Origin of the sequence: Paracoccus sp. ME4, from assembly GCF_046736325.1 — a bacterium.
Classification (GTDB): Bacteria; Pseudomonadota; Alphaproteobacteria; order Rhodobacterales; family Rhodobacteraceae; genus Paracoccus.
Window position 1 is genome coordinate 136,177 of record NZ_CP151277.1, and the last position, 19,539, is coordinate 155,715.

The 19,539-nt window shown below is 64.8% G+C and carries 22 protein-coding genes; 5 read left to right on the forward strand and 17 right to left on the reverse strand.

What is annotated here, in order from left to right; all coding sequences use genetic code 11:
* The first annotated feature begins 54 nt into the window (after nt 1-54).
* Both AACG61_RS16240 and AACG61_RS16245 read left to right on the forward strand, forming a co-directional pair.
* Nucleotides 55-363: a hypothetical protein gene (locus AACG61_RS16240; RefSeq protein WP_411840004.1), complete on the forward strand. Its 309-nt coding sequence runs from the start codon at nt 55-57 to the stop codon at nt 361-363.
* Nucleotides 363-2,147 (forward strand): hypothetical protein, encoded by a 1,785-nt coding sequence (locus AACG61_RS16245; protein WP_411840005.1) that lies wholly within the window; start codon nt 363-365, stop codon nt 2,145-2,147. Before AACG61_RS16240 ends, AACG61_RS16245 begins: the two co-directional genes overlap by 1 nt.
* Nucleotides 2,148-2,190: 43 nt before the next feature.
* On the opposite strand, the gene AACG61_RS16250 is transcribed toward AACG61_RS16245, so the two are convergent.
* From AACG61_RS16250 to AACG61_RS16320, 15 genes are all read right to left on the reverse strand, one after another.
* Nucleotides 2,191-2,922, reverse strand: a complete 732-nt coding sequence (locus AACG61_RS16250) for a DsbA family protein (RefSeq protein WP_411840006.1) — start codon at nt 2,920-2,922, stop codon at nt 2,191-2,193.
* A 13-nt stretch (nt 2,923-2,935) separates the two neighbouring features.
* Complete coding sequence (locus tag AACG61_RS16255) at nt 2,936-3,367, reverse strand: J domain-containing protein (RefSeq protein WP_411840007.1); 432 nt, start codon at nt 3,365-3,367, stop codon at nt 2,936-2,938.
* Between the two features lie 7 nt (nt 3,368-3,374).
* A complete protein-coding gene (locus AACG61_RS16260) occupies nt 3,375-3,659 on the reverse strand; it encodes a hypothetical protein (protein WP_411840008.1) in 285 nt (94 codons plus the stop codon).
* A 59-nt stretch (nt 3,660-3,718) separates the two neighbouring features.
* Complete coding sequence (locus AACG61_RS16265; RefSeq protein ID WP_411840009.1) at nt 3,719-4,540, reverse strand: AIM24 family protein; 822 nt, start codon at nt 4,538-4,540, stop codon at nt 3,719-3,721.
* 99 nt (nt 4,541-4,639) lie between these two features.
* Nucleotides 4,640-5,818, reverse strand: a complete 1,179-nt coding sequence (locus tag AACG61_RS16270) for a TerD family protein (protein WP_411840010.1) — start codon at nt 5,816-5,818, stop codon at nt 4,640-4,642.
* A gap of 205 nt (nt 5,819-6,023) precedes the next feature.
* Nucleotides 6,024-7,280, reverse strand: a complete 1,257-nt coding sequence (locus AACG61_RS16275; protein WP_411840011.1) for a VWA domain-containing protein — start codon at nt 7,278-7,280, stop codon at nt 6,024-6,026.
* Nucleotides 7,281-7,363: 83 nt separating this feature from the next.
* A complete protein-coding gene (locus tag AACG61_RS16280) occupies nt 7,364-7,942 on the reverse strand; it encodes a TerD family protein (protein WP_411840012.1) in 579 nt (192 codons plus the stop codon).
* Between the two features lie 70 nt (nt 7,943-8,012).
* A complete protein-coding gene (locus AACG61_RS16285; RefSeq protein WP_411840013.1) occupies nt 8,013-8,594 on the reverse strand; it encodes a TerD family protein in 582 nt (193 codons plus the stop codon).
* Between the two features lie 66 nt (nt 8,595-8,660).
* Nucleotides 8,661-9,110 (reverse strand): tellurite resistance TerB family protein, encoded by a 450-nt coding sequence (locus AACG61_RS16290; protein WP_411840014.1) that lies wholly within the window; start codon nt 9,108-9,110, stop codon nt 8,661-8,663.
* Nucleotides 9,111-9,122: 12 nt separating this feature from the next.
* Nucleotides 9,123-9,710: a TerD family protein gene (locus AACG61_RS16295; protein ID WP_411840015.1), complete on the reverse strand. Its 588-nt coding sequence runs from the start codon at nt 9,708-9,710 to the stop codon at nt 9,123-9,125.
* Nucleotides 9,711-9,786: 76 nt separating this feature from the next.
* Nucleotides 9,787-10,773, reverse strand: a complete 987-nt coding sequence (locus AACG61_RS16300; protein WP_411840016.1) for an HpcH/HpaI aldolase/citrate lyase family protein — start codon at nt 10,771-10,773, stop codon at nt 9,787-9,789.
* A 1-nt stretch (nt 10,774) separates the two neighbouring features.
* Nucleotides 10,775-11,887 (reverse strand): cysteine protease StiP domain-containing protein, encoded by a 1,113-nt coding sequence (locus tag AACG61_RS16305; protein WP_411840017.1) that lies wholly within the window; start codon nt 11,885-11,887, stop codon nt 10,775-10,777.
* A 14-nt stretch (nt 11,888-11,901) separates the two neighbouring features.
* Nucleotides 11,902-12,648 carry a hypothetical protein gene (locus AACG61_RS16310; protein ID WP_411840018.1) on the reverse strand — a complete coding sequence of 249 codons (747 nt, stop codon included), beginning with the start codon at nt 12,646-12,648 and terminating at the stop codon, nt 11,902-11,904.
* Nucleotides 12,645-13,883 carry a phosphoribosyltransferase domain-containing protein gene (locus AACG61_RS16315; RefSeq protein WP_411840019.1) on the reverse strand — a complete coding sequence of 413 codons (1,239 nt, stop codon included), beginning with the start codon at nt 13,881-13,883 and terminating at the stop codon, nt 12,645-12,647. Before AACG61_RS16315 ends, AACG61_RS16310 begins: the two co-directional genes overlap by 4 nt.
* A 72-nt stretch (nt 13,884-13,955) precedes the next feature.
* Nucleotides 13,956-14,384: a hypothetical protein gene (locus AACG61_RS16320; RefSeq protein WP_411840020.1), complete on the reverse strand. Its 429-nt coding sequence runs from the start codon at nt 14,382-14,384 to the stop codon at nt 13,956-13,958.
* Nucleotides 14,385-14,790: 406 nt separating this feature from the next.
* Here AACG61_RS16320 and AACG61_RS16325 point away from each other — a divergent pair, with 406 nt between their 5' ends.
* The 3 genes from AACG61_RS16325 to AACG61_RS16335 all read left to right on the forward strand — a co-directional run bounded on the left by AACG61_RS16325 (nt 14,791) and on the right by AACG61_RS16335 (nt 17,726).
* Complete coding sequence (locus tag AACG61_RS16325) at nt 14,791-16,686, forward strand: DUF4139 domain-containing protein (protein WP_411840021.1); 1,896 nt, start codon at nt 14,791-14,793, stop codon at nt 16,684-16,686.
* Nucleotides 16,687-16,804: 118 nt separating this feature from the next.
* Nucleotides 16,805-17,110 carry a hypothetical protein gene (locus tag AACG61_RS16330; RefSeq protein ID WP_411840022.1) on the forward strand — a complete coding sequence of 102 codons (306 nt, stop codon included), beginning with the start codon at nt 16,805-16,807 and terminating at the stop codon, nt 17,108-17,110.
* 25 nt (nt 17,111-17,135) lie between these two features.
* A complete protein-coding gene (locus tag AACG61_RS16335) occupies nt 17,136-17,726 on the forward strand; it encodes a hypothetical protein (RefSeq protein ID WP_411840023.1) in 591 nt (196 codons plus the stop codon).
* On the opposite strand, the gene AACG61_RS16340 is transcribed toward AACG61_RS16335, so the two are convergent.
* Together AACG61_RS16340 and AACG61_RS16345 are read right to left on the reverse strand one after the other, a co-directional pair.
* Nucleotides 17,727-18,263, reverse strand: a complete 537-nt coding sequence (locus AACG61_RS16340; protein WP_411840024.1) for a hypothetical protein — start codon at nt 18,261-18,263, stop codon at nt 17,727-17,729.
* A gap of 81 nt (nt 18,264-18,344) precedes the next feature.
* The gene (locus tag AACG61_RS16345; RefSeq protein ID WP_411840025.1) at nt 18,345-19,445 is read right to left on the reverse strand and encodes a helix-turn-helix domain-containing protein; all 1,101 of its coding nucleotides are present in this window, start codon (nt 19,443-19,445) and stop codon (nt 18,345-18,347) included.
* Between the last annotated feature and the right edge of the window lie 94 nt (nt 19,446-19,539).

A 19,539-nucleotide genomic window follows, 5' to 3' on the forward strand; every position in this document is an offset into this window, starting at 1 on the left:
GAGACGTTGCAGCATTTCGGATAAAAGATATCCGAATAATTCATGGGTCATTTCATGCACAAGATCGTTTTCCTGCTCCTGCCTTTGCTCGCAAGCGCCTGCACGGCGCCGATGCCGATGCAACCTCAGACCGCCGCAGCTCCGGCGCCTGTCGAGTCCCGACCCGTCAGCACCGCGGCGACGACTACCCGTGCGGCCGCCCCTGCGACCCGTTCGGTCACGCCAACCAAGCCGGTCGTCGTCAGCAATGTCCCGGCACCGGCCGTCCCGTCGAAGCCCGCCGGCCTGCGCGCGCGGACGGACCTGACCTTCACCGGCGGCGGCGGCGCTGCATCCGGACCGGCCGTGATCGACCTGCGCTGATGTTCCGGCGCCTGGAACGGAAGCTGGGCCTTCTCGCGGACGCGGAATCTCGGATCATATCGGGGCGGCTCTTCGGCGAAGACGCCGCAGGCCATCCGGATCCCTATCACATCACGGCCGCGGACCTGCCGAGGTCATTGCGCGGAACGCACCGTTTCAGGGAAAAGCTCGAAAATGGGCCAAGCCGGAGGGAAACCCTCTGGATGGCGATCGTTACCGGAATCTATCTGCTCTTCGAGGTGGCCTTCGGGGCACGCCTTCTCGATGTGGTCTCCACGACAACGGACCCGGACGTCATCCACCCCATCGAGGTCGCGGGCCGGATCATATCCGGCATCGCCCTGACCCTGGTCGTCTGGGGCGTCATCCTGCTGCCGGCCATGCGCCGGCGTGCATGGCTGGATATCTGGCAGCGCGCCGCGCTCTTCATCGGCAGCGCCATCGCATGCTGCGCTTTCAGCTATTTCGTCCAGGAGGCCATTCTCCAGGGCATATCCCACGCCTCGAGCCCTGAGCAGAAGCAGGCCGCCTCGACCCTGTCTCTGGTCGCATCCGGCGTCCAGAACGCCGAGGCGGTGCTCGAGGGGATCGACATGGATCAGGTCGGGCGCGACAGTCCGGAGCTGAAGACCTTCCTTGCCCTGCTGCCCGCAATGGCCCTTTCGGTCGACGACCTGTCGGCGCGGACCTCCTCCGAACTGGACAAGATCCTGCGGAGCCGGACAGATGCAATGATCGGTGGCTTCAAGGCCTTCTACGAGGACAGATATGTCCCATCGCTTCCGGTCATCGAAAGCATGCATGACACCTACATGGCTGCATCGGAGGAGCGCGCCCGAGGCATGCGGAAGGCCGATGAGCAGGTCCGGACGTCCTACCGGCAATACCGCAACAGCCTCGGGCGCTACACGCCCGATACCCTGCCCCGCTCCTATCGCCGCCAGGTCGTCAGGGGCATCCAGAACCGCGGCATTCCGATCCCTGGCAACTGGGATCTCCGTGACCGGGCCGGCTTCTATGCCGCCGCTGAGGAGGCATTCGGGGGCCGGATAGAACGGGCCTATGACGATGCCATGTCCCGGCTGTTCAGCAGGCCATACGCGGGCGGGGTCCCTCGATACGACTTCACCGGTCGCGTGAAGCCCGGAATGTCGACGCAGGAGTTCCTGGACAGCCCTGAACTTCAGGATCACTGGCGCGCCATAACCGGTGCCGGCCCGGAGGCCCGCCTGATCTTCAACCTGGAATCCGAGGAGGCCTGGCGGCGGATCTACGATCCTTGGCTCACGGCGGTCGTGGCCGACCGGAAGGGGCTCTACATCGCGCCCGTCGAGGACTTCGCCCGTGGCGGAGCGCGCTACGACGAGGGCGTCGAGGCGATACGGATCGCATACATACCGCTCATAGCCTTCGGCTTCTCTCTGCTGGGCGCCTTGGTCCACACCTTCAAGACCGCCAACTACCTGATACAGACGTCGACCGGCATGCGCCATCCCGAGGGCCTGCTCAAGGCACAGATTGGCAAGAAGGCCACCATAACCGCCGTGGCGATGGGTGCGGTCATATGCGCCGTCAACACCAACCCGGTCACGGAGTCGGAGCTCTTCTCGAGCCTCGAGATCCAGGTATCCGAAAAGGGTTCGGCGTTCCTGGCGCCGGTCATGCGCGGAACGGTGCAGCTGCAGAGCTATGCTTATCCGGTGGCGGAGCAGATCCGGAGGGCACTGGGCGGAATCAGCTTCGATTTCGATCCGGATACGCCGACCACCGCCTTCGGCGTGTGAAATCTCCCAAGGCCCCCGCAATGTGCTGCGGGGGCCCGTCGGCTCATTTCCCCGCAGCCTCTGCATCGAGAACGCCCAGGATCTGCTCAGGCGTCAGCGCACCCGGTGCCAGCGTGTCGCCGATGATGAAATAGGGCGTCCCCTGGATCCCGATCGCGCGCGCCAGCGCCTCCGTCTGGCTGATCTCCGCAAGGACCGCATCCGACTTCATGGATTCCTCCAGCTCTGCCAGATTCCAGCCCTTCACACCCGCGTAGTCGCGGATCCAGGCCGCATCGACCTGACCGCCGATATCGAAGAGCTGGTCGTGCAGCTCACGGTAGGCATCGGGGCCGTGAAGTGCGTTCACCCCGAGCGCCAGCTGGGCGGCCAAGACCGACTGCTCGCCCAGGACCGGGAATTCGCGCACGATCAGCTGCACGTCCGGCCTGTCCGCAAGGACCGACCGCATCGCCTCGTTGGCCCGGCGGCAATGCGGGCAGCGGTAGTCGGCGAACTCCACGATCACCGTCGCCTCGGCGCCGATCGCCCCGAGGCGCGGGCTGTCCGGATCCGAGGCGATCGCGTCACGGACCTCGTTCACCGCGGCAAGGCTGCGATCGTAGGCCGCCTGCTTCTCCTGCGCATCATAAGCCTGGAGTGCCTCGACAACCACGGCCGGGTTGGCCATCAGGTAATCGCGCACCTTGGCGCCGAACTCCTCGTCCTGGGCCGCGGCCGGCATCGTGGCGAGCCCAAGGGCGATCGCGGTGCAGGCCATCATCGTCTTCATCATCACTGCTTCCTTCCTAGATTCCAAAAAATTCATACGCGTTGCGGACTTTCCGAAACGCCTCCGCGCTTCCCCCCTGGTCGGGGTGCGCGGCACGGACCGCGGTCTTGTAGGCCTTCTTGACCTGAGACCTGCTGATCGGCCCCTCGATCGGCAGGCCGAGGATCATCCTGGCTTCCTGGTCGGGCGTCGGGCGCCAGTGAGGGATCAGGAGCGGCAGCTCCCCGTCATCGCCCCCTGCTCCTTGGCCGCCCGCGCGACGGCGTTCGTTGAGCAGTTCCCGCAGGATGCGGTTCTGCTCCTGCGTGGATGCCAGCAGCTCCGCCTCCATGTCGCGCCTTGCGCGCCCCGGGGCCGCGCGGCGGGGGCGAAACCGGGCCGTCAGGACGAAGACGATCAGGACGATCGCCCCCACCCCGCCGGAGATCTCGCGCAGCGCCTCTTCCATCGCCGTGTCAGAGCATGATGAGCGCAAGGGCCGAGAAGCCCACGCTGAGCATCACGAAGCCCGAGAGCGCGGTTGGCAACTCGCCGATCAGCCCATCGCCCGAGAACAAGGCCAGGACGCAGATGACCAGGAGGGAGACGGCGATGCCGAGCAGGATCGACGCGGCCGGGCCGAGCAGATCCGGTCCCGCGCCGAAGACGGAGACGATCCACTGGACGATGAACATGACAAGGCCGAAGACGAAGACCAGCACGGCCAGGAGTGCCCCCAGGAGGAAGCGGTCCTCGCGCATGTCCCGCCGTCCGCGATCGTCCGGATCCGGGCCGGAGCCGGGAGGAATTCCGCTACTCATCACGATGCCCTCCCGACCATGTTCGACCTGTTTCCGGTCGCGCGGGACAGCTCGACGAGCCCGATCGGGCTCGAGAGCATCTCGTAGACATGCTGAGTCGGTGCGAACCACACCGTGCCGCTGCCGGTGAAGGTCTGGAGCAGCCCCTCGCCCGACTGCGCGGTGGAGAACCAGGATTTCGAGGAGCGTCTCAGCGTGAAGGCGACGCCGGTGGTGCGCATGAGGGCGAAGTTTCCATCGACGAAGAGCGGGTCCTCCGGCGTGATCCGGGCCTCGGAGATCTCCGTCATGGGGACCGGAGAATAGAGGGCGACGAGCCCCTTCCCGGTGAGCTTCGTCTGGAAGAGACCCTCTCCGGCGGCCATCCCGGTCCCGCGGTTTCGAAACACGCCGACATCGATGTCTCCGATGGCCGCGTAGAACATGCCCTTGTCGACGATCAGCCCCTCATCCCCGTCGATCTCTGCCAGGATGAAATGTCCGAAGGTGGGCTCCAGAAGCAGCTCGCCGCTGCCTTCGACCTCGTTGACGAAGAGGCTCTCGCCGGAGGCGACACGACGTGCCACCGCGCTGATGAGCCCGCCTCCGGTGGAGGTGCGCATCTCGAGCTTGCCCTGCATGTGATAGAGCGCACCGGGCTCGATGCGGCACCTTCCGCGGTTGAGGGTGATGCGGAGCGACTTCAGCGACATCCGCGCCTCGCGCAGAAAGAACAGCTTCTCCGCCGTCCGCGCATCTGAAGATCCGGCCAACGGGCCGTATTCGACGACTTCGATGCGCCCGCCGTTGGTCGTCTTCTGGTCGAGAACCGTGTAATCCATCGTGAAATCTGCCTAATCACTCGGTTTTTCGCATATTATGCGAAACGACAACGGCCGCAAACCCCTTTCGGGTCCACGGCCGCCTGCCATGTCACGGCGTCACTTCGAACCGGCGATCCAGTTCATGCCCCAGCCATAGTGGCGGTCCATGTCGCGGTGACCGTTGAAGAAGCGCACCTCGCGGTTCAGCCGCATCTGCCCGCCATCGTTCTCGATCGACGCGACCGCGCACATGCCCTTGCTGGATCCGAACTCGTTCATGCGAACCTCGACCTCCGGCTGGTCCGGGATCAGCACCCGCACGACCCCGTCGGTCTGCTGCCAGTTGGGCGCGCCGGCGTAGATGAAGGCGAAGATCAGGATACGGTTGAACTCCGGCCACATCGCCCCGTTGATGTCGAGCCATTCACCGTCGCGCACCGCCCCGGTGCGGTCGTCCCCACGCAGCCTGGCATAGGGGAAGTATTCGTAGTCGCCGAAGGTGTTCCCCAGCGCCTGGACGCAGGTCATGTTGCCGTGACGGTCCTCGATGAAGCATCCGAGGTCCAGGTCGAGCTGCTTCGGCCCCATCAGCCCGCCCAGGAGCCCGCCGCCACCGGCCGGGCGCTGGTTCCAGTTGAGATTGACCCGGATCTTGCCGAAGCTCGAGCCGCTCTTCTTCAGGGAGACGCTGCCGCTCTGCTTGGTCAGGCTGATCTTTGTCAGTGACACGGGGGCGGAAGGCTTCGGGGCGGGCTTCGGAGCGGGGGGTGCTGCGGGAATGGGCGCTGGCGCCGGCTCCTTGATCGCGACCCCCAGATGGGTAGCGAGGGCCTTCAAACCCCCGTTAAAGCCCTGTCCGATCGTGCGGACCTTCCAGGCCCCGTTGTGGCGGTAGACCTCGGCAAGCAGCATCGCGGTCTCGCTGCGTCCCGCGCAGGGGATCACGCCGCCGGGACCCGATCCGGAGATCTGGTAGCGAAGCTCGCGCAATGCCGAGAAGGTCGCCCTGTTCTCATGGATCGTAGCCGCGAACACCACCTTGGTGACGGCCATCGGCAGCCGAGCCAGGTCCAGGCCGAAGGCAGCCTCTCCCGCGGCGCTTCCGACCAGGGCGACCGCCCCCGCCTCCACCGCGGGTTGCCCGTAGAAGCACATGTCCCCGTCGCCGCGAACCTTCCCGTCGGCGGCCACCAGGAAGGCGGACAGATCGACCTCCGCACCCGGGATCTGCCCGGTGCGGAACGTGATGGTGAGCGTGGTCTGGCCCAGCGGCGCGTTCGCGCCCGGCTGCAGCACGGCAGATGTGTTCAAGATCGGACTCCTTTCAGTTGGGTGACGAAGCACCGCTGCCGGCGCTGGACGCCGATGCTGCTCCGAAAAATCATCGATCAGTTCTCGCGGTCGTGCCGGAAGTCGCCTTGCTGCGATCTTGCACCGACCCCGGGCGGCAGCGCCCGGGTCATGGCGAACGTGAGCGAGCCCGATATACCATGGCCGGATCTCAGACCGTGACGAGGCCCTCGCGGCGCGCGGCAGCAAGCCAGCCCTGGTATTCGGTCATCATCAGATCGAACATCTCCTCATCCGAGGGTGCGGCCGGGTCCGACAGGGAGAAGGCGTCCGCGTTGTCGATCAGACGGCCCGGGAGGTCGTCGAGCTTCTGGAGGAAGTCGAAGCGCTGGGCGTCCCAGCGGCCGCCGCCCTCCTGTATGGCCATGAACTTCCAGAACAGCGGCTCGTAGGAGGCCTCGACCAGCTGAGCTTCGGTCTTGCGCTTGTCATCAGTGCCGCCGTCCGTGACGAACATGACGAAGACCGGCAGGCTTTCATCATTGCGGCCCTTGCGCGCGTAATGCTTTCGGATCTTCTCCATCATGTCGCCGTATCGGGTGCCGCCCTCGAGCGGATGCTTCTTCAGGACCCGCGCCACGGTCCGGGCATAGTTCGTGACGTCGACCGACCCGAATTGGTAAGCGCCCCTGCCGAAGAGGAAGACGTCGATGTCTCCGTCGTCATCCATGACGTATCCCATGGCCATGACGCGCCGCACGAGCGTGTCAACCTTGCCGCTCCGGTAGAGGCGGGACATGGACCCGGAGATGTCGAGCGCCAGCACCATCTTCGCACGGGGCTGGGACACGTTGTTCTTGGCCAGCGACACGCCGGCCTTCTTGACCAGCGAGACCAGCTCGGGCGCGGCCTTCTCGAGGCTCACCAGCTTCTTCTCCAGAGTGACCTTCGGCCCCGCAGCTGCGGCAGGCTCCTCCGCTGCAACCTCGATCCCGAAATGGGTCGCAAGGGCGCCCAGGCCGCCGTTGAAGCCCTGGCAGACGTTGCGCAGCTTCCAGTTGCCGTTATGCCGATAGATCTCCGCGAGGATCAGGGCGGCCTCCTGGCGTCCGTCCAGGGGCAGGTCGAACATGGCCAGCCCATCGACCGACAGGCCCATTCCGGCCAGTTGGGAGAAGCTTCGCCCCGCCCCGTCCAGGGTGACGGCGACGATCAGCTTCGTGACGTCCTCCCCCACCCGCTCGAGCTTGAAGCCGATCACGCAGCCTGTTCCATCAGCCGCGCTGAGCACCACGCCTCCGCCGGCGATCTCAGGCTGATTGTAGAAGCACATGTCATCGTCGCCACGGACCTTGCCGTCGGCATAGGTCTGGAGCACGCAGATGTCGGCCCCGGGTCCCGTCGAGATGCGGACCGTCAGGTGATGCCTATCAAGGGCCATGTTGGCGCCCATGGCGAGATGCTTCATCGTGGTGCCCCGGTGATCATTCCTTTCCGGAAGGCCGGTATCCGGCCTTCTGGAAAAGGGCCCGCATCGCGGGCCCGATCCGATCAGGCGACGTTGACGCCATGGGCGATGGCCAGCGGCGCCAGCCCGCCTGCGAAGCCCTGGCCGATCGCCTTGAACTTCCACTCGCCGGCGTGACGATAGAGTTCGCCGAAGATCATCGCGGTTTCCGTCGAGGCATCCTCGGACAGGTCGTAACGGGCGATCTCGACGCCGCCGTCCTGGTTCAGGACACGGATCGAGGCATTCGAGACCTGGCCGAAGGACTGGCCGCGCTCTTCCGCCTCGTAGATCGTCACCGCGAAGACCAGCTTCTTCACGGTCTCGGGCAGCGCGTTCAGATCGACCTTCACGGTCTCGTCGTCACCATCGCCCTCGCCGGTCAGGTTGTCGCCCTGGTGCTCGACGGCGCCGTCCTGTGCCACCTTGTTCTTGAAGTAGACGAAGTCCGCGTCCGACAGCACCTTGCCGTCATCGCCGCAGATGAAGACCGAGGCGTCCAGGTCGAAGGGCTTGCCGTCGGTGACGCGCGCGTCCCAGCCCAGGCCGATCAGGACCGATGCCAGGCCGGGGGCCGCTTTGGTCAGCGAGACGTTGCCGCCCTTGGAAAGCGAAACTGCCATGTGATTTTTCCTCTATACACGGATTGTCGATGTGGTCGTGGCGAAGGGCCGGAGGCCCGGCCCCCGCGGATTACTCGCTGGCGTCGATGCCGAACTGCTGGCACATTGCGACCAGGCCACCGGCATAGCCCTGACCGACAGCCTTGAATTTCCATTCGCCGTTGTGGCGGTAGAGTTCGCCGAAGATCATCGCGGTCTCGGTCGAGTAGTCCTCGCTCAGGTCGTAGCGGACCACCTCGGCACCGGTCGTGCTGTTCACGATGCGGATGAAGGCGCCGCCGACCTGCCCGAAGGACTGCCCGCGCTTCTTGGCTTCGTGGATCGTCACGGTGACGATCAGGCGGGTGATGTCGGCCGGGACCTTCAGCAGCGAGACGTTGATCGCCTCGTCGTCGCCATCACCCTCGCCGGTGCGGTTGTCGCCGGTATGCTCGATCGCGCCGCAGGGCGAGTTCATCTGCTTGTAGAAGATGAAGTCGTGGACGCCGCGGACCTTGCCGGTCTCGGTGACCATGAACATGGAGGCGTCCAGATCGAACGACTGTCCGTCGGTGCTCCGCGGATCCCAGCCCAGCCCGACCACCAGCTGGGTCAGCGAAGGGTCGTGCTTGCTCAGGGAGAGATTCCCACCTTTCGAGAGCGAAATGGTCATCGATGTTTCCTTGTTTCCGTTTTCGCAGATCATCTGCCCGACCCTCCCAGGGGCCGGGCGGTTCAGTCACAGGTCGAATTCGGCCGGGTTCAGGCCGAGATCGATGCAGATCTCGCGGACCACCTGGCGCTCGGCCTGATCGAAATCGTCATCGGATGCCCCGATCACACAGGCCACCCGGACCACCATGCGGGCCTGCTCTTCCTTGCCCTTGATGCGGCCGATGACCTTCAGTGCCTCCGCCTTGCCGATCGAGGCGTCGAACTCGAACTTGCCCAGGATCGACTGGAAGAAGCCGATGACCTGATCGGTCTTGAAGTGCTTCAGCTCGTCGGCGCTGCCGACATAGCCGATCATCTTCTTCTTCTCGGCAGAGGTGACGTTGCCGTCGGCATTTGCGATCAGCGCGCAGGCCGCGACCACCGCCTCCATGAATTCGCGGTTGCGATAGTTCGAGACCTCGGCGGCCAGGGTGGCGCGCGCCACGTTCGCCTTGTCTTTCAGCCAGTTCAGCATGTCGCTCTCTCCTCAGATGTGACGGATGGCTTCGCGGGCCATGTCCTGGACGGTGCGGCCGGACATCGTCTCGCCGATCGCACGGATCTCCCACGAGCCGCTCCGGCGGGTCAGGACGGCCATGAAAACGCCGGTATGCCGACCCTTCTCGGACAGCACGTAGCGGCACAGCTCCTTGCCGTCGCGCGCGTCGACCAGCCGGCAGACCGCATTGTCGACCGCGCTGAAGTTCTGCCCGCTGAAGCTGTTCACGGTGAAGACCAGGCTGACGACATTGGCGGGCAGCGAGCCCAGGTCGACGCTGATCGTTTCGTCATCGCCGTCGCCGTCGCCGGTCCGATTGTCGCCCGAATGGCGGATTGCGCCGCCCATGCCGCGCAGCTGGCGGAACCAGACGGTATCCAGAATGGCGCCCGTGCCATCATAGACCAGGACGGAGGCATCGAGATCGATTGCGCCGCCGCCGCCGCCACCACCGAACAGGCGGCCCATCAGCCCGCCCGACTTGGCCGCGTCCCAGCCGAGACCCATGACGACCTTGTCGAGTCCGGCGTTCTTTGCCAGCGACAGCGTCGAGCCCTTGGTCAGAGAGATGGTCATTCATTACCTCTTGTTTGCAGAATGGTTCGATAATAGTTTTTTTCGCATTGGTGCGCAAGTGCGTATGCGAAAAAGATTATGCTGTGTGCAGCAATCCCGCCGATGCCCGCGGCATCGCTGCCGAAACGGTGCCCTGGGCGTGCTCATGGTGTGCGGACATGGCGACGCCCCAACGGGTCGCGCGGGCCTGGATGCGCCGAGCCCATCCCCTGTGGGTGGCAGGCTCGCACATCACGCCGCGGATCTGGAACACCGCCTCTGCACGGCTGTCCAGGATGGCATCCGCCATCTCGAGGTCATGTGCCGACACCCGGAGCGCTTCATGGATGATGGGGATCTGGCAGGGATGGATGGCGGTCTTCCCCACGAATCCCCGGAGGACGTCCATTCCGACCTCGCGCTCCAGCGTGCACGTGTCGTGGATGATGTCGAAGACCGGCGCCGCGACCGCATACCCGGCCGCCATCAGCTGCGAGCCCATCATGCCCAGCACGAAGCCGAGCGGACCCTCGTGGGAGATGATGCGGGGCGCGCGGCGCAGCGACATCGCGTTGAGCAGGTCGTTCCCGCCCAACCGGATCGCCAGGGCCATGCCACGGGACTGTGCATCGAGCATGCGGACCGCTTCGGCAACGTAGCCGGGGTCGAAGTATTCGGCCGTCTCGAAGGTCGGCATGAGGGTCAGGCGGTGGTCGCAGGCCAGCTCGAACCAGCCCGGCCCGTTGATGACCGACATCTTGGGCACGATCATGCCCGAGATCGTTTCGAGACCGTCCATCTCGGCGATGACATGGGCCATGGCCAGGTTGCGCGGGCGGATGAAGACCATGGTGCGCTGCGCGGCGTGGGTGCCGGCCGCCTTGCGCTCGATGAGCATGGTCCGCAGCCCGGCCAGGCCGCGCTCCACGTCGTTCTCGTGCAGCGCATCCTCGAGGCAGATCACGACGGACCCGGCACCGTAGAGGTCCTCCCCGCCGAAGACGCGCCGGGCATGCGGATTGATCGCCGGCATGTAGAGGGTGGCGCCGAGTCCCTGCGCCGTCTCGAGCATCAGGTCTTTCATGTCAGGACACCTTCTCGATGATGGTGATTGCCCGATAGGGGCCGGTGAGATCGGGACGCACGGACCACTCGACGCCCTGCCCCACGCACAGGTGGATCAGCGCCGCGAGGTCCTCGTCGTCCCGGCTCGACAGCAGCACATGATGCGGCTTGCGGCGCAGGACCGCGCGGGTCGCCTCCGCGATCCCCGGCTTGATCCGATTGCTGTTGGTGGTCTCGAACAGCTCCATCAGCGACTGGACCGTTTCGAAGGACTGCCTGCGAAGCCTCAGGCTGGCGCCTGGCTCGATGACATGCCCAACAGGCTTCACCTTTTCGCATGTCTTCATGCGGTCGTGGATCTTGTCGACGAATGCAGCGGAGCAGTCGATGTCGGCCAGGTGGGTAACCGGGATATAGCCGTGGAAGTCGTCCGGACCGATGACATCCGCATTCAGGATGGAACGCGAGATCAGCCCGGAGACGTTTGCACCGAGGATCCCCGAAGGGATCAGCCAGTCCTCATGTGAACCGGCCAGGTCGGCCATGCCACAGGGATCCGCCAGCACGATCAGGAAGGGGTCGAGACCGCTCATCGGCATCCAGCTGCGGTGCAGCTCTTTGGCGATGGCGCCCTTGCCCGTCCAGCCATCGATGAAGAGGATGCCCTCGGCCGGCCGTCGCTCCATGACATGGCGCATCGCGTTCGCGTCAAGGCCTTTGTCGCGGATGATGGAGATCCCGAAATGGGCCACATCGACATGCCGGTCCTTCAGCGCGCGGTTGAGAAGGACGCCCAGGGGCGCACCGGCGCGGACCAGTGAGCAGAGCGTCACCTGTTCGCAGAGCTTGCCCGCCGCGATCCGCTCGACGATCGCATCGGCGATCGCATTGACCTCGCGCGCGATGCGATCGGCCCCCGCGGCCCAGGCCTGCCCGAAGATCAGCATGTAGAGCTCGTCCGGCCGGGCCTCGTCCGAGATCATCTCGGAATAGTGCCGCGCCCCGGACTGGATGGCGCTCTCCTTCTCGTCGATGCCGGTCGCCTGGATCTGCACCTCCTTCAGGAGAAAGTCGATGTCGCCCTGGGCATAGCTTCCGGAGAACGACGTGTGGTCATGCGGAATATCCTTCATGTCGATGCCCTTTCTCAGGCCAGGAGCTTCGTGGCGGTCTGGGTGCGGGCCGGGACCAAGAGCATGTCGCACAGGCTCATGAACGGCAGATCCGCGAGGCTGTCGCCCGCGCCGATGCTCGGACGGCCGGCCAGATCGGAGCGGTTCTCCATGAGGTAGGCGACCGCGCTCTTCTTCGAGACCCCGCTCGGGACGAATGCCAGGTTGTTGCCGTTGCGGTGGGTGACGACCCGACCCCGCGGATTGCGTTGCTGGACGAGCGCCTCGGCCAGTCCGAGGTTCAGCAGGACGCCCTTCTCGGACTCGTCGTTGGACTTCACTGTCATCCCCAACATCACGTCGCCATGCATGTGACGATGGATGCGGATATCGCAGGGCGCTTCCTCGAGAGCCTCGATCAGCCTCAGCAGGACCGGAGTGGCATGGGCGCAGTATCCCTGAACCGTCTCGGACCAGCTCATGTCCTCGCTTCCGTCCGGATTGAGGATCAGGGCGCCGTTGTTGAGCACCGCGCCGTCGACGAAGCGGACCGCCGAGAGCGTGACGCGATTATAGGCATCCAGGCTGCGTGCGGTCACCGGGATCAGGGTGGCGCCGGCCTCGATCCAGTTCAGGATGGACTGGCGATGGCCGCACATGAAGCTGTGATTTCCGTTCTTTGCCGTGGTCACGCGCAGGAGCGATGATTGATCGACGTCGCGATAGCTCTTCAGGGTGGTGAACAGGGTATCGTCGAGATCGGTGTAGATGACCGGCTTCATGCCCGGGGCTCCCCTTCAAGGTATTTGGTGACCTCGCCGTTGTGCGAAATCAAAATGAAGTTTCGAATGTAATCAGTCAGCACCGGGTCCAGCGCATCCATTGCATCCCCTTCGCCCAAAAGGATGATCTGCCCCCAGTCCTCGGGATACACGTTGTGCAGATACATCGGAACCCCAATCCCGTAATGATCCCGGAATGTGGCTTTGTGGACGATGGGACCACCGCCGAGGATGGGAGAACGGGTGGTGGCGATGAAGCTCGCATCGATGCCGAGTGCCTGCAGGTCCTCTGCCAGCCGGAAAGCCTGCCAGACATATTCGCCGGTGCCGATCACCAGCGCACCGCGATGGCGCGACCAGCTCGGCTCCACCATATGCCGGATCGGATCGAGCAGGCTCTCGGTGCGCCCGGCAATGCCGCCACGCCACGCACCGGCGTCAGACGCGATCGATCCGGCCGGACCGGACCCCTCGAGAACCGGAATGGTGGCTGCGGCCGCGTCCGCGGTGGGCGTCCAGGACCAGGTGCCCCGCATCAGGCTGACGATGCGCACATCTGTTCCCGGCCCCAACTCGTCGCGGATCGTGCCGGCGACCCGGCCGTTCGACCAGTCGGTCAGGGTGACCAGAACGATGCGGTCGAAGGATCGGCCTGCGGCAACCGCCGCACGGATCAGGTTCAGGAAGGTCTTTCCGGTGGTGACTTCGTCATCGACCAGGACGAGGGTGCGGGCCCGCTCCGCGATCAGCGCCAACGCCGGATCGGAAGGGACGAGGACATGATGGCCGGTGGCATGCGAGTGATCCTCGCTGAATTCGAACCAGACCGCCCTGCCCTGCGGATGACGCGTCGTGGGCAGATAGCCCATAGAGGCGTCTCCCGGCAGCAGATCGACCAGCGCGTCGTGGATGCCGGCACCCAGGCCAACGGCGGTTTCGGCGTAACCCATGACCAGGACGCCGCCTTCCGGCGCGATATGAGGACGGGCCATGCCTGCCAGCAGCTGGAGGATGCGGCGATGCCGGGCCGCCGTGACCGGGATGTGCCTGCCCAAGACCTTCGAGACGAAAAGGAAGCCGCGCTTCGGATTTTCGCGCTCCGCCATGACGAAGAGTTCGTCCTCGGACAGAACCCCGGCATGGATCTCCAGGTCCATGCGGCCCCGGGCCATCCGGTGAGAGACGAAGCCCGGCACCTTCCGGGGACGATGGAAATCGTCGGTGAGCTGGTTCATGATCTTCCGGTCCAGTAATACTTTTTCGCATACTAGACCGGAAGACCCTAGCCGTAAAGCCCGGTTGACACGTCAGGCGGGAGAAAGTTCGGAATTTTCGCCAAGCCGCGCGATGACCTCCTCGTCGAGCACGGACCTGTTGACCCAGCCGCCCATGACGACCGGGTGGCCATCTCCGTCAACGCTCCGATCCCTGCCATAGGCATATTCGAGACCACGCGCGACGTCATGTTCGATCAACTCATTTGCCAGCGCCTCAAGCGCCTCGGCACCCAGCGCGCTGCCGTCGTCCGATCTGATGTCGAGATCGGGACTGCCCTGATTCACGAAACCGGCCGCGGTGAAGGCCATGTTGCCCGCAGCATCGCATTCGAGACGAACCTCGATCACCGGGATCCCTTCGGCGGCGACGAAGAGGTCGCTCTCGCCATGCTGGGTCACGACCGTTGCCGCATAGACGTAATCCGCCCCCCGCACATCTTTCTCATCGATCGAAATCATCCGCATGCTCCATTCTGCCGCGGCCGAGCATATGTGAATGCGATGAAAAGAAGAACCGCGGATCGCCGTTACACCGTAACGCCGTCGTCACGAGCTGTGTGACGGGGCATCATTCTGATTCTGCTAACTAAAACTATATTTGTAACAATGATACAGGAAGAAAGAGGTATATATACGCGGACGCATACAGGCACGCACGCATATACACCGCTCCGGCGTTTCGGTCGTGACGGCGTTACAGATCCAAGGAAGTAATTCTATTCAACATGTTACGCGTAACGCCCAGTGACGTCACAGGGAGATTGTCGTCACACGGCCCAGGGTTCGAGCCTGGTTTAACCGAAAAATCGTGCGTCACGGGCGCATTTATGCGAATAATGGATCCATAACAGATCCGGAACTTGATATGAAGCTTTTCGTCCTGCTGCCGACCATTGCGTCCATCGCCCTCGCCGGTCCGACAGCAGCGGGCCCGATACGCTCCGTGACCCTTTACGAGACCGGGCTCGCCGAGCTTGGGTTCGTCCTGCCCGGGAATGATGCCTCGACGCTCCAGGTCGACCTGCGGGATGTCGATGACGTCCTGAAGTCGCTCATCCTGCGCGGAGAGGGTCTCGAGGGCGTCCGTATCTCCCTGCCGTCCGGAGATCGCCCCGCGTCGCCGCTCGACCTGTCCGGGGGAGCCGACGCCGTGCTCGAGGCGCTCACGGGAGAGATCGTGACCCTTCCTGCACGGAAGCTGACCGGCACGATCCTCCGGGTCGGGGATTCCGTCGACTGCGGCAACGATCGATGCGGAAGGATCGTAACGGTGATGCGGACCTCCGACGGCGCGCTCGTATCCGTCCCGATCACGGATTCTCTCGAGATCGTCCCTCAGAACAGGGCCGCAGCCGATGGTCTTGCCCGCACCGCGTTGCGCGCCGCAGATGTCCGCAAGGGCTCGGAGCAGCGCGGCATCGAGATCGAGACCAGCGGCGCTCCCGGTGAGGTCCGGGCCAGCTTCGTGATCTCCTCTCCAGTCTGGTCGACGTCCTGGCGCGCGGAAACCGGCGCCGACGGAAATGCCAGGATCGAGGCCTGGGCCGTGATACGAAACGCCACATCGTCAGACTGGACGGATGTCGAGCTGACGCTGAGCTCCGGAGCGCCACGCGCGATCGCTGCCGACCTCTATGCGACCCGGTGGGGGCGTCGGGAGACCGCGGATCCGGTCATCGGATTTGCCCGTGGAAAGTCACAGGCCTTCATGGCTGCGGCCGACATGGAAATGACCGCAATGGCGATGCCCCTGGCTTCCCTTCCGCCTGCAGGAAACGAGGTCCAGGAAGGGATCGATGCACGGTTCAGCTTCCGCGAGCCGGTGGACCTGGCCGCGGGCGATGTGCTCTCCCTGCCCCTGGTCACCGGCGACTTCGACGCCCGGAGCCACCTGGTCTGGGCCGGCGGGCATGATCACGACCTTGCGGGGCATCCCGATCGGATCCTGGAGCTCACGAACACGCTTCCCGTGCGGGTTCCGGCCGGCATCATGACCATGCGCGACGCATCATCCGGATATGTCGGAGACAGCCACGTGCCGATGATGGCCCCCGGAGAGGCGACGGAACTCATCTATGGCCAGGAGCCGATGGTCGAGGTCACCGAAACGGTGCGCCGGGATGTCAGCGGCCTGTCTCTGCGGGTATCCGAGGAGGGGGTGCTGGTCGAGGATCTGCAGATCGTCGAGACCGCCTATGCGATCCTGGCAAAGGGCGCAGCGGAGCACGCCGTCACGGTCCGGCATCCGGTCGTGGAGGGATGGAACATCACCATCGATGGGGCCACGCCCACGCCCGGGCAGCTGGTCGAGGGCGTTCATGGAAACGGAGCGGTGGAAAAATCCATGGAACTCGCTCCGGGCGGATCCGCCACCATCATGGTTCGAGCGGAAAACCCCGCACGCCGGCTCGTGCCGCTGCAGGAGGTGGATGGACCGTTGCTGATCCGCTGGCTCGAGCGCCCGAATATCGAGCCAGCGACCGCGGCCTGGCTGGATGCGGCTCTGGATGTCCGGCGGTCACAGCAGGCCATCGAGGCCGAACGGCTCGACCTGATCCAGGAACGCGAGACGGCCGCGAATGACCAGGCGCGCCTCGCGGGGCTCCTTGCCGTCCTGGACGGCAGCACCGCTGAGCATGGGCGGTTTTCAGGCGACATCGCCGCGCGGGAGGACCGCATTCGCACCATCGACGCGTTGCTTGCCGAGATCGAGCCACGCATGGCGGCCCTCGATCAATATCTCGCCGGCCTGTCCATCTGATGCATGCCGCGGGGTTCACGTTCTCCACAGGAAGCGACACGTCCCCAGTTTCATTGAATCCCGTTTTCGCATATCATCACTGATGAACGATAGAGGCCTCTATGCGGAGTTCTGACCCATGATTGCAAAGCTTTCCCCCAACCAGCGGCTTGTCCTGAACCGCATGATGCGCACCATCGCGCCCGGCGCCTATCTCACCATCCCGGAATTCGCCGAAATCGCCACCACGACCAAGCTGCAGAAGGAGTGGGCTACCAGCATCCTGAAGGCGCTCGAGAAGAACGACCTCGTCGAGCGCACCGACCTGGTTCTGGGCAAGGCCACCACCTGGCGCATCACCCCGGCCGGCGTCGCCGCGGTCATGGCGGAGCGTGATGCCGAGGAGCGAGCCGAGCTGGAGCGCATCGCCGCATCGACCGTCTGATACCGACAATCCCGGAGACGAACTGATGAACACCGGCTGGAGCCGTCTCGAAAAGACGGCGATCTGGAACATGGCCAGGCGCGCATATGAGCGGGAAGCCTGGCGGGTGCATCATTCCTTCGAAAGGGTGGCACATCTTCACAGTGCCGCGGCAAACATCTTCCGGTTCGACTACGACAGGTCGCTCGACCGGGCCATCCTGGCCAGATCGGCGATCGTGGTGGGCGAGGCGCCGGTGCGGGGCTCCGCCGAGTGGCTGGCCTGCCGCCTTCCAAGGCCGGATCCGGTTGCGACCGCGCTCATCCGGTCGACGGAGGATTTCGTGCCCACCGGAGACAATCGCCTCATCCTGCTGGAACTCTCGGATTTCGCCTTCCGGGAATCCCGCGCGAGGAACCTCGACCTCCGTCTCCAGGAGATGGAGGCCCGCTTCCCGGATGCGGATGGCGACTGGCGCATGGAGCAGGTCCGCAACCGGCTCGCCGGCATTGCCGACCGGATAGACCGGGGCCTCTCCGGAGGCGGCCTGTCTAAGCAGGACCGGGATGCATTCGACCTGATCCTCGGAGGCCTCCTGGCGGAGCTTCTCAGGCCCAGGCTCCGGATGGCCGGCTGATCAGGCGCCGATCCCGGACCTGGCTTGGAAGGCATCGTCCGGGATACCGGACGGGTAAAGTCGGAAGAGGCCCTCCAGGTCCCTCTGGACCTTTCCGGGAATGATCGGTCGCTCCATGAGGTCGTTCTGCGTCCGGATCAGCCGAACTGAGGCCTTCGGGCCGATCGATCCGGTCCGGATCCTGCGCACGATCCCGCCTTCATCGACGAGGACCATGGAGAGAACAACCCGATCCCCTTCCGGGATCGGGTCGAGGAGGTCCTCGCCCGACGTGTCCGCGATCTCCGGCGACCAGATCAGATCGAACGAGAAGGTCGGGAACTTCGGGCTGATCATCATGAACGAGCCGAAGTCACCGATCCTGATCGTGGCGGGCCCGGAGAACTCCTTCAGCTCGCGCCTGGTAGGCCGCTCCAGCCGCATCACGATGAGGCCCATGCCCAGCATGAGGACGCCCCCCATGCCGGGCGGAAGACGATTCACAGCAGCGAGGATGTTGTCCGGGAGCGGCTTGTTCAGCGCGAAGATCGTCGGCATGGCGGTGTCCTCATGTGATGGTCAATCCGAACCGCCGCCAGCGGTCTTCATTCATGCGAATATCGCACCGGCCGAAGGCGGTCAAGCCGGGTCGCACTGTGCCCTACGCCGGGCCAGTTCCCGGAACTGGGAAGCCGTCGCAACGGGGCCGTCGTCGAAGATCTCCACGCTGCCGCTCTTGATGTCCCGCAACAGGAAGCGGTGCGTAATGCCGCACCTGTTGAGTGCCGCGTTCATTGCTGCGAGCCCCAGATCCTCCGGAAGCGGGAGCGAAGGAAGCAGCCTGCCTGCCAGGTCCGGACCGGACCCGATCAGTGCCGGAAGCGTCTGCGACGACATCTGATGGTTGCTCAGGAGCCAACCGGCCCTGTGGTCGAGAACCGCGATCAGCAGTTCGGCACCGAGTGGACGTATAGCCCGATCCACGCCGCAGAGCGTTTCCGGCCGCCAATCCCCATCATCCGCAAGCCCCAGCATTTCGGCCGACAACCGCACGCTCCGCGTAAAACCCTGTGCGCTGAGGCGTGATGCCAGCTCGGCGCCTGGCCAGAGCACGGCCGCGCATCCGGACGTCGGTGGGGCTCGCATGTCCAGAAGCTCCAGCCGGCTATGGATCACCGGCTCGTGGCGAGGTCTGGTGACGAGGAACTCGATCCGGACGTCGATGGCCTCGGCGATCGCCCTAAGCCGTGGCAGGCGCGCCGGCGCCTTGAGCGAGATCGCGATCTCGGTCGGGCTCAACCCGCTCTCGCGCTCCAGTTCGGCCTGGCCGATGCCGAAGGCCCGGACAAGCTCCTTCAGCGGAAGGTCATCGCAGAGCACATGGAAGCGGGATCCGGAGAACCCCTTGGGATGGAGGCATTCGGGAAGGCGGCAGAGCAGCCGGACGTCGATGCCGCCCGCGGCGAGCTTGGCCGCGATGTCGGGAAAGCTCGCATTGATCGCCTTCCCCGGAGTTCCGGGAAGGCGGAAGTCCGGGACTTCGCAGACGAGTTCGGTGTCGTGTGAGCGCACCGCCTCCTCGGAATAGGAGTGATCGTCCAGCCAGTCGTCCAGGATGTTCTTCTTGGCGGGGGCGGCGGAGATCCGAGGGGTTCGCTTCGTTTCCGGCTTGGGCTTGGCTTCGGCCTGCACGCGCACCGGGCGCGGCTTTCCGGTTCCCGATGCCGCGTCCCGCGTCATCTTCATACGTTCGGAAAATACATCCGAGCCCTTTCCCGGCACCCTACAGCTCCATGCAAACGGTCCGGGGCCGAGTAGCACTGATCGGTAGCGG

Coding starts and splice junctions, on each gene's coding strand:
- AACG61_RS16310 (WP_411840018.1), bottom strand. CDS start 12,648: ATGAAGCCGGTCATCTACACCGATCTCGACGATACCCTGTTCACCACC.
- AACG61_RS16285 (WP_411840013.1), bottom strand. CDS start 8,594: ATGACCATTTCGCTCTCGAAAGGTGGGAATCTCTCCCTGAGCAAGCAC.
- AACG61_RS16330 (WP_411840022.1), top strand. CDS start 16,805: ATGATTGCAAAGCTTTCCCCCAACCAGCGGCTTGTCCTGAACCGCATG.
- AACG61_RS16295 (WP_411840015.1), bottom strand. CDS start 9,710: ATGACCATCTCTCTGACCAAGGGCTCGACGCTGTCGCTGGCAAAGAAC.
- AACG61_RS16255 (WP_411840007.1), bottom strand. CDS start 3,367: ATGGAAGAGGCGCTGCGCGAGATCTCCGGCGGGGTGGGGGCGATCGTC.
- AACG61_RS16305 (WP_411840017.1), bottom strand. CDS start 11,887: ATGAAGGATATTCCGCATGACCACACGTCGTTCTCCGGAAGCTATGCC.
- AACG61_RS16265 (WP_411840009.1), bottom strand. CDS start 4,540: ATGGATTACACGGTTCTCGACCAGAAGACGACCAACGGCGGGCGCATC.
- AACG61_RS16275 (WP_411840011.1), bottom strand. CDS start 7,280: ATGAAGCATCTCGCCATGGGCGCCAACATGGCCCTTGATAGGCATCAC.
- AACG61_RS16345 (WP_411840025.1), bottom strand. CDS start 19,445: ATGACGCGGGACGCGGCATCGGGAACCGGAAAGCCGCGCCCGGTGCGC.
- AACG61_RS16320 (WP_411840020.1), bottom strand. CDS start 14,384: ATGATTTCGATCGATGAGAAAGATGTGCGGGGGGCGGATTACGTCTAT.
- AACG61_RS16290 (WP_411840014.1), bottom strand. CDS start 9,110: ATGCTGAACTGGCTGAAAGACAAGGCGAACGTGGCGCGCGCCACCCTG.
- AACG61_RS16250 (WP_411840006.1), bottom strand. CDS start 2,922: ATGATGAAGACGATGATGGCCTGCACCGCGATCGCCCTTGGGCTCGCC.
- AACG61_RS16325 (WP_411840021.1), top strand. CDS start 14,791: ATGAAGCTTTTCGTCCTGCTGCCGACCATTGCGTCCATCGCCCTCGCC.
- AACG61_RS16280 (WP_411840012.1), bottom strand. CDS start 7,942: ATGGCAGTTTCGCTTTCCAAGGGCGGCAACGTCTCGCTGACCAAAGCG.
- AACG61_RS16340 (WP_411840024.1), bottom strand. CDS start 18,263: ATGCCGACGATCTTCGCGCTGAACAAGCCGCTCCCGGACAACATCCTC.
- AACG61_RS16315 (WP_411840019.1), bottom strand. CDS start 13,883: ATGAACCAGCTCACCGACGATTTCCATCGTCCCCGGAAGGTGCCGGGC.
- AACG61_RS16245 (WP_411840005.1), top strand. CDS start 363: ATGTTCCGGCGCCTGGAACGGAAGCTGGGCCTTCTCGCGGACGCGGAA.
- AACG61_RS16240 (WP_411840004.1), top strand. CDS start 55: ATGCACAAGATCGTTTTCCTGCTCCTGCCTTTGCTCGCAAGCGCCTGC.
- AACG61_RS16260 (WP_411840008.1), bottom strand. CDS start 3,659: ATGCGCGAGGACCGCTTCCTCCTGGGGGCACTCCTGGCCGTGCTGGTC.
- AACG61_RS16335 (WP_411840023.1), top strand. CDS start 17,136: ATGAACACCGGCTGGAGCCGTCTCGAAAAGACGGCGATCTGGAACATG.
- AACG61_RS16300 (WP_411840016.1), bottom strand. CDS start 10,773: ATGAAAGACCTGATGCTCGAGACGGCGCAGGGACTCGGCGCCACCCTC.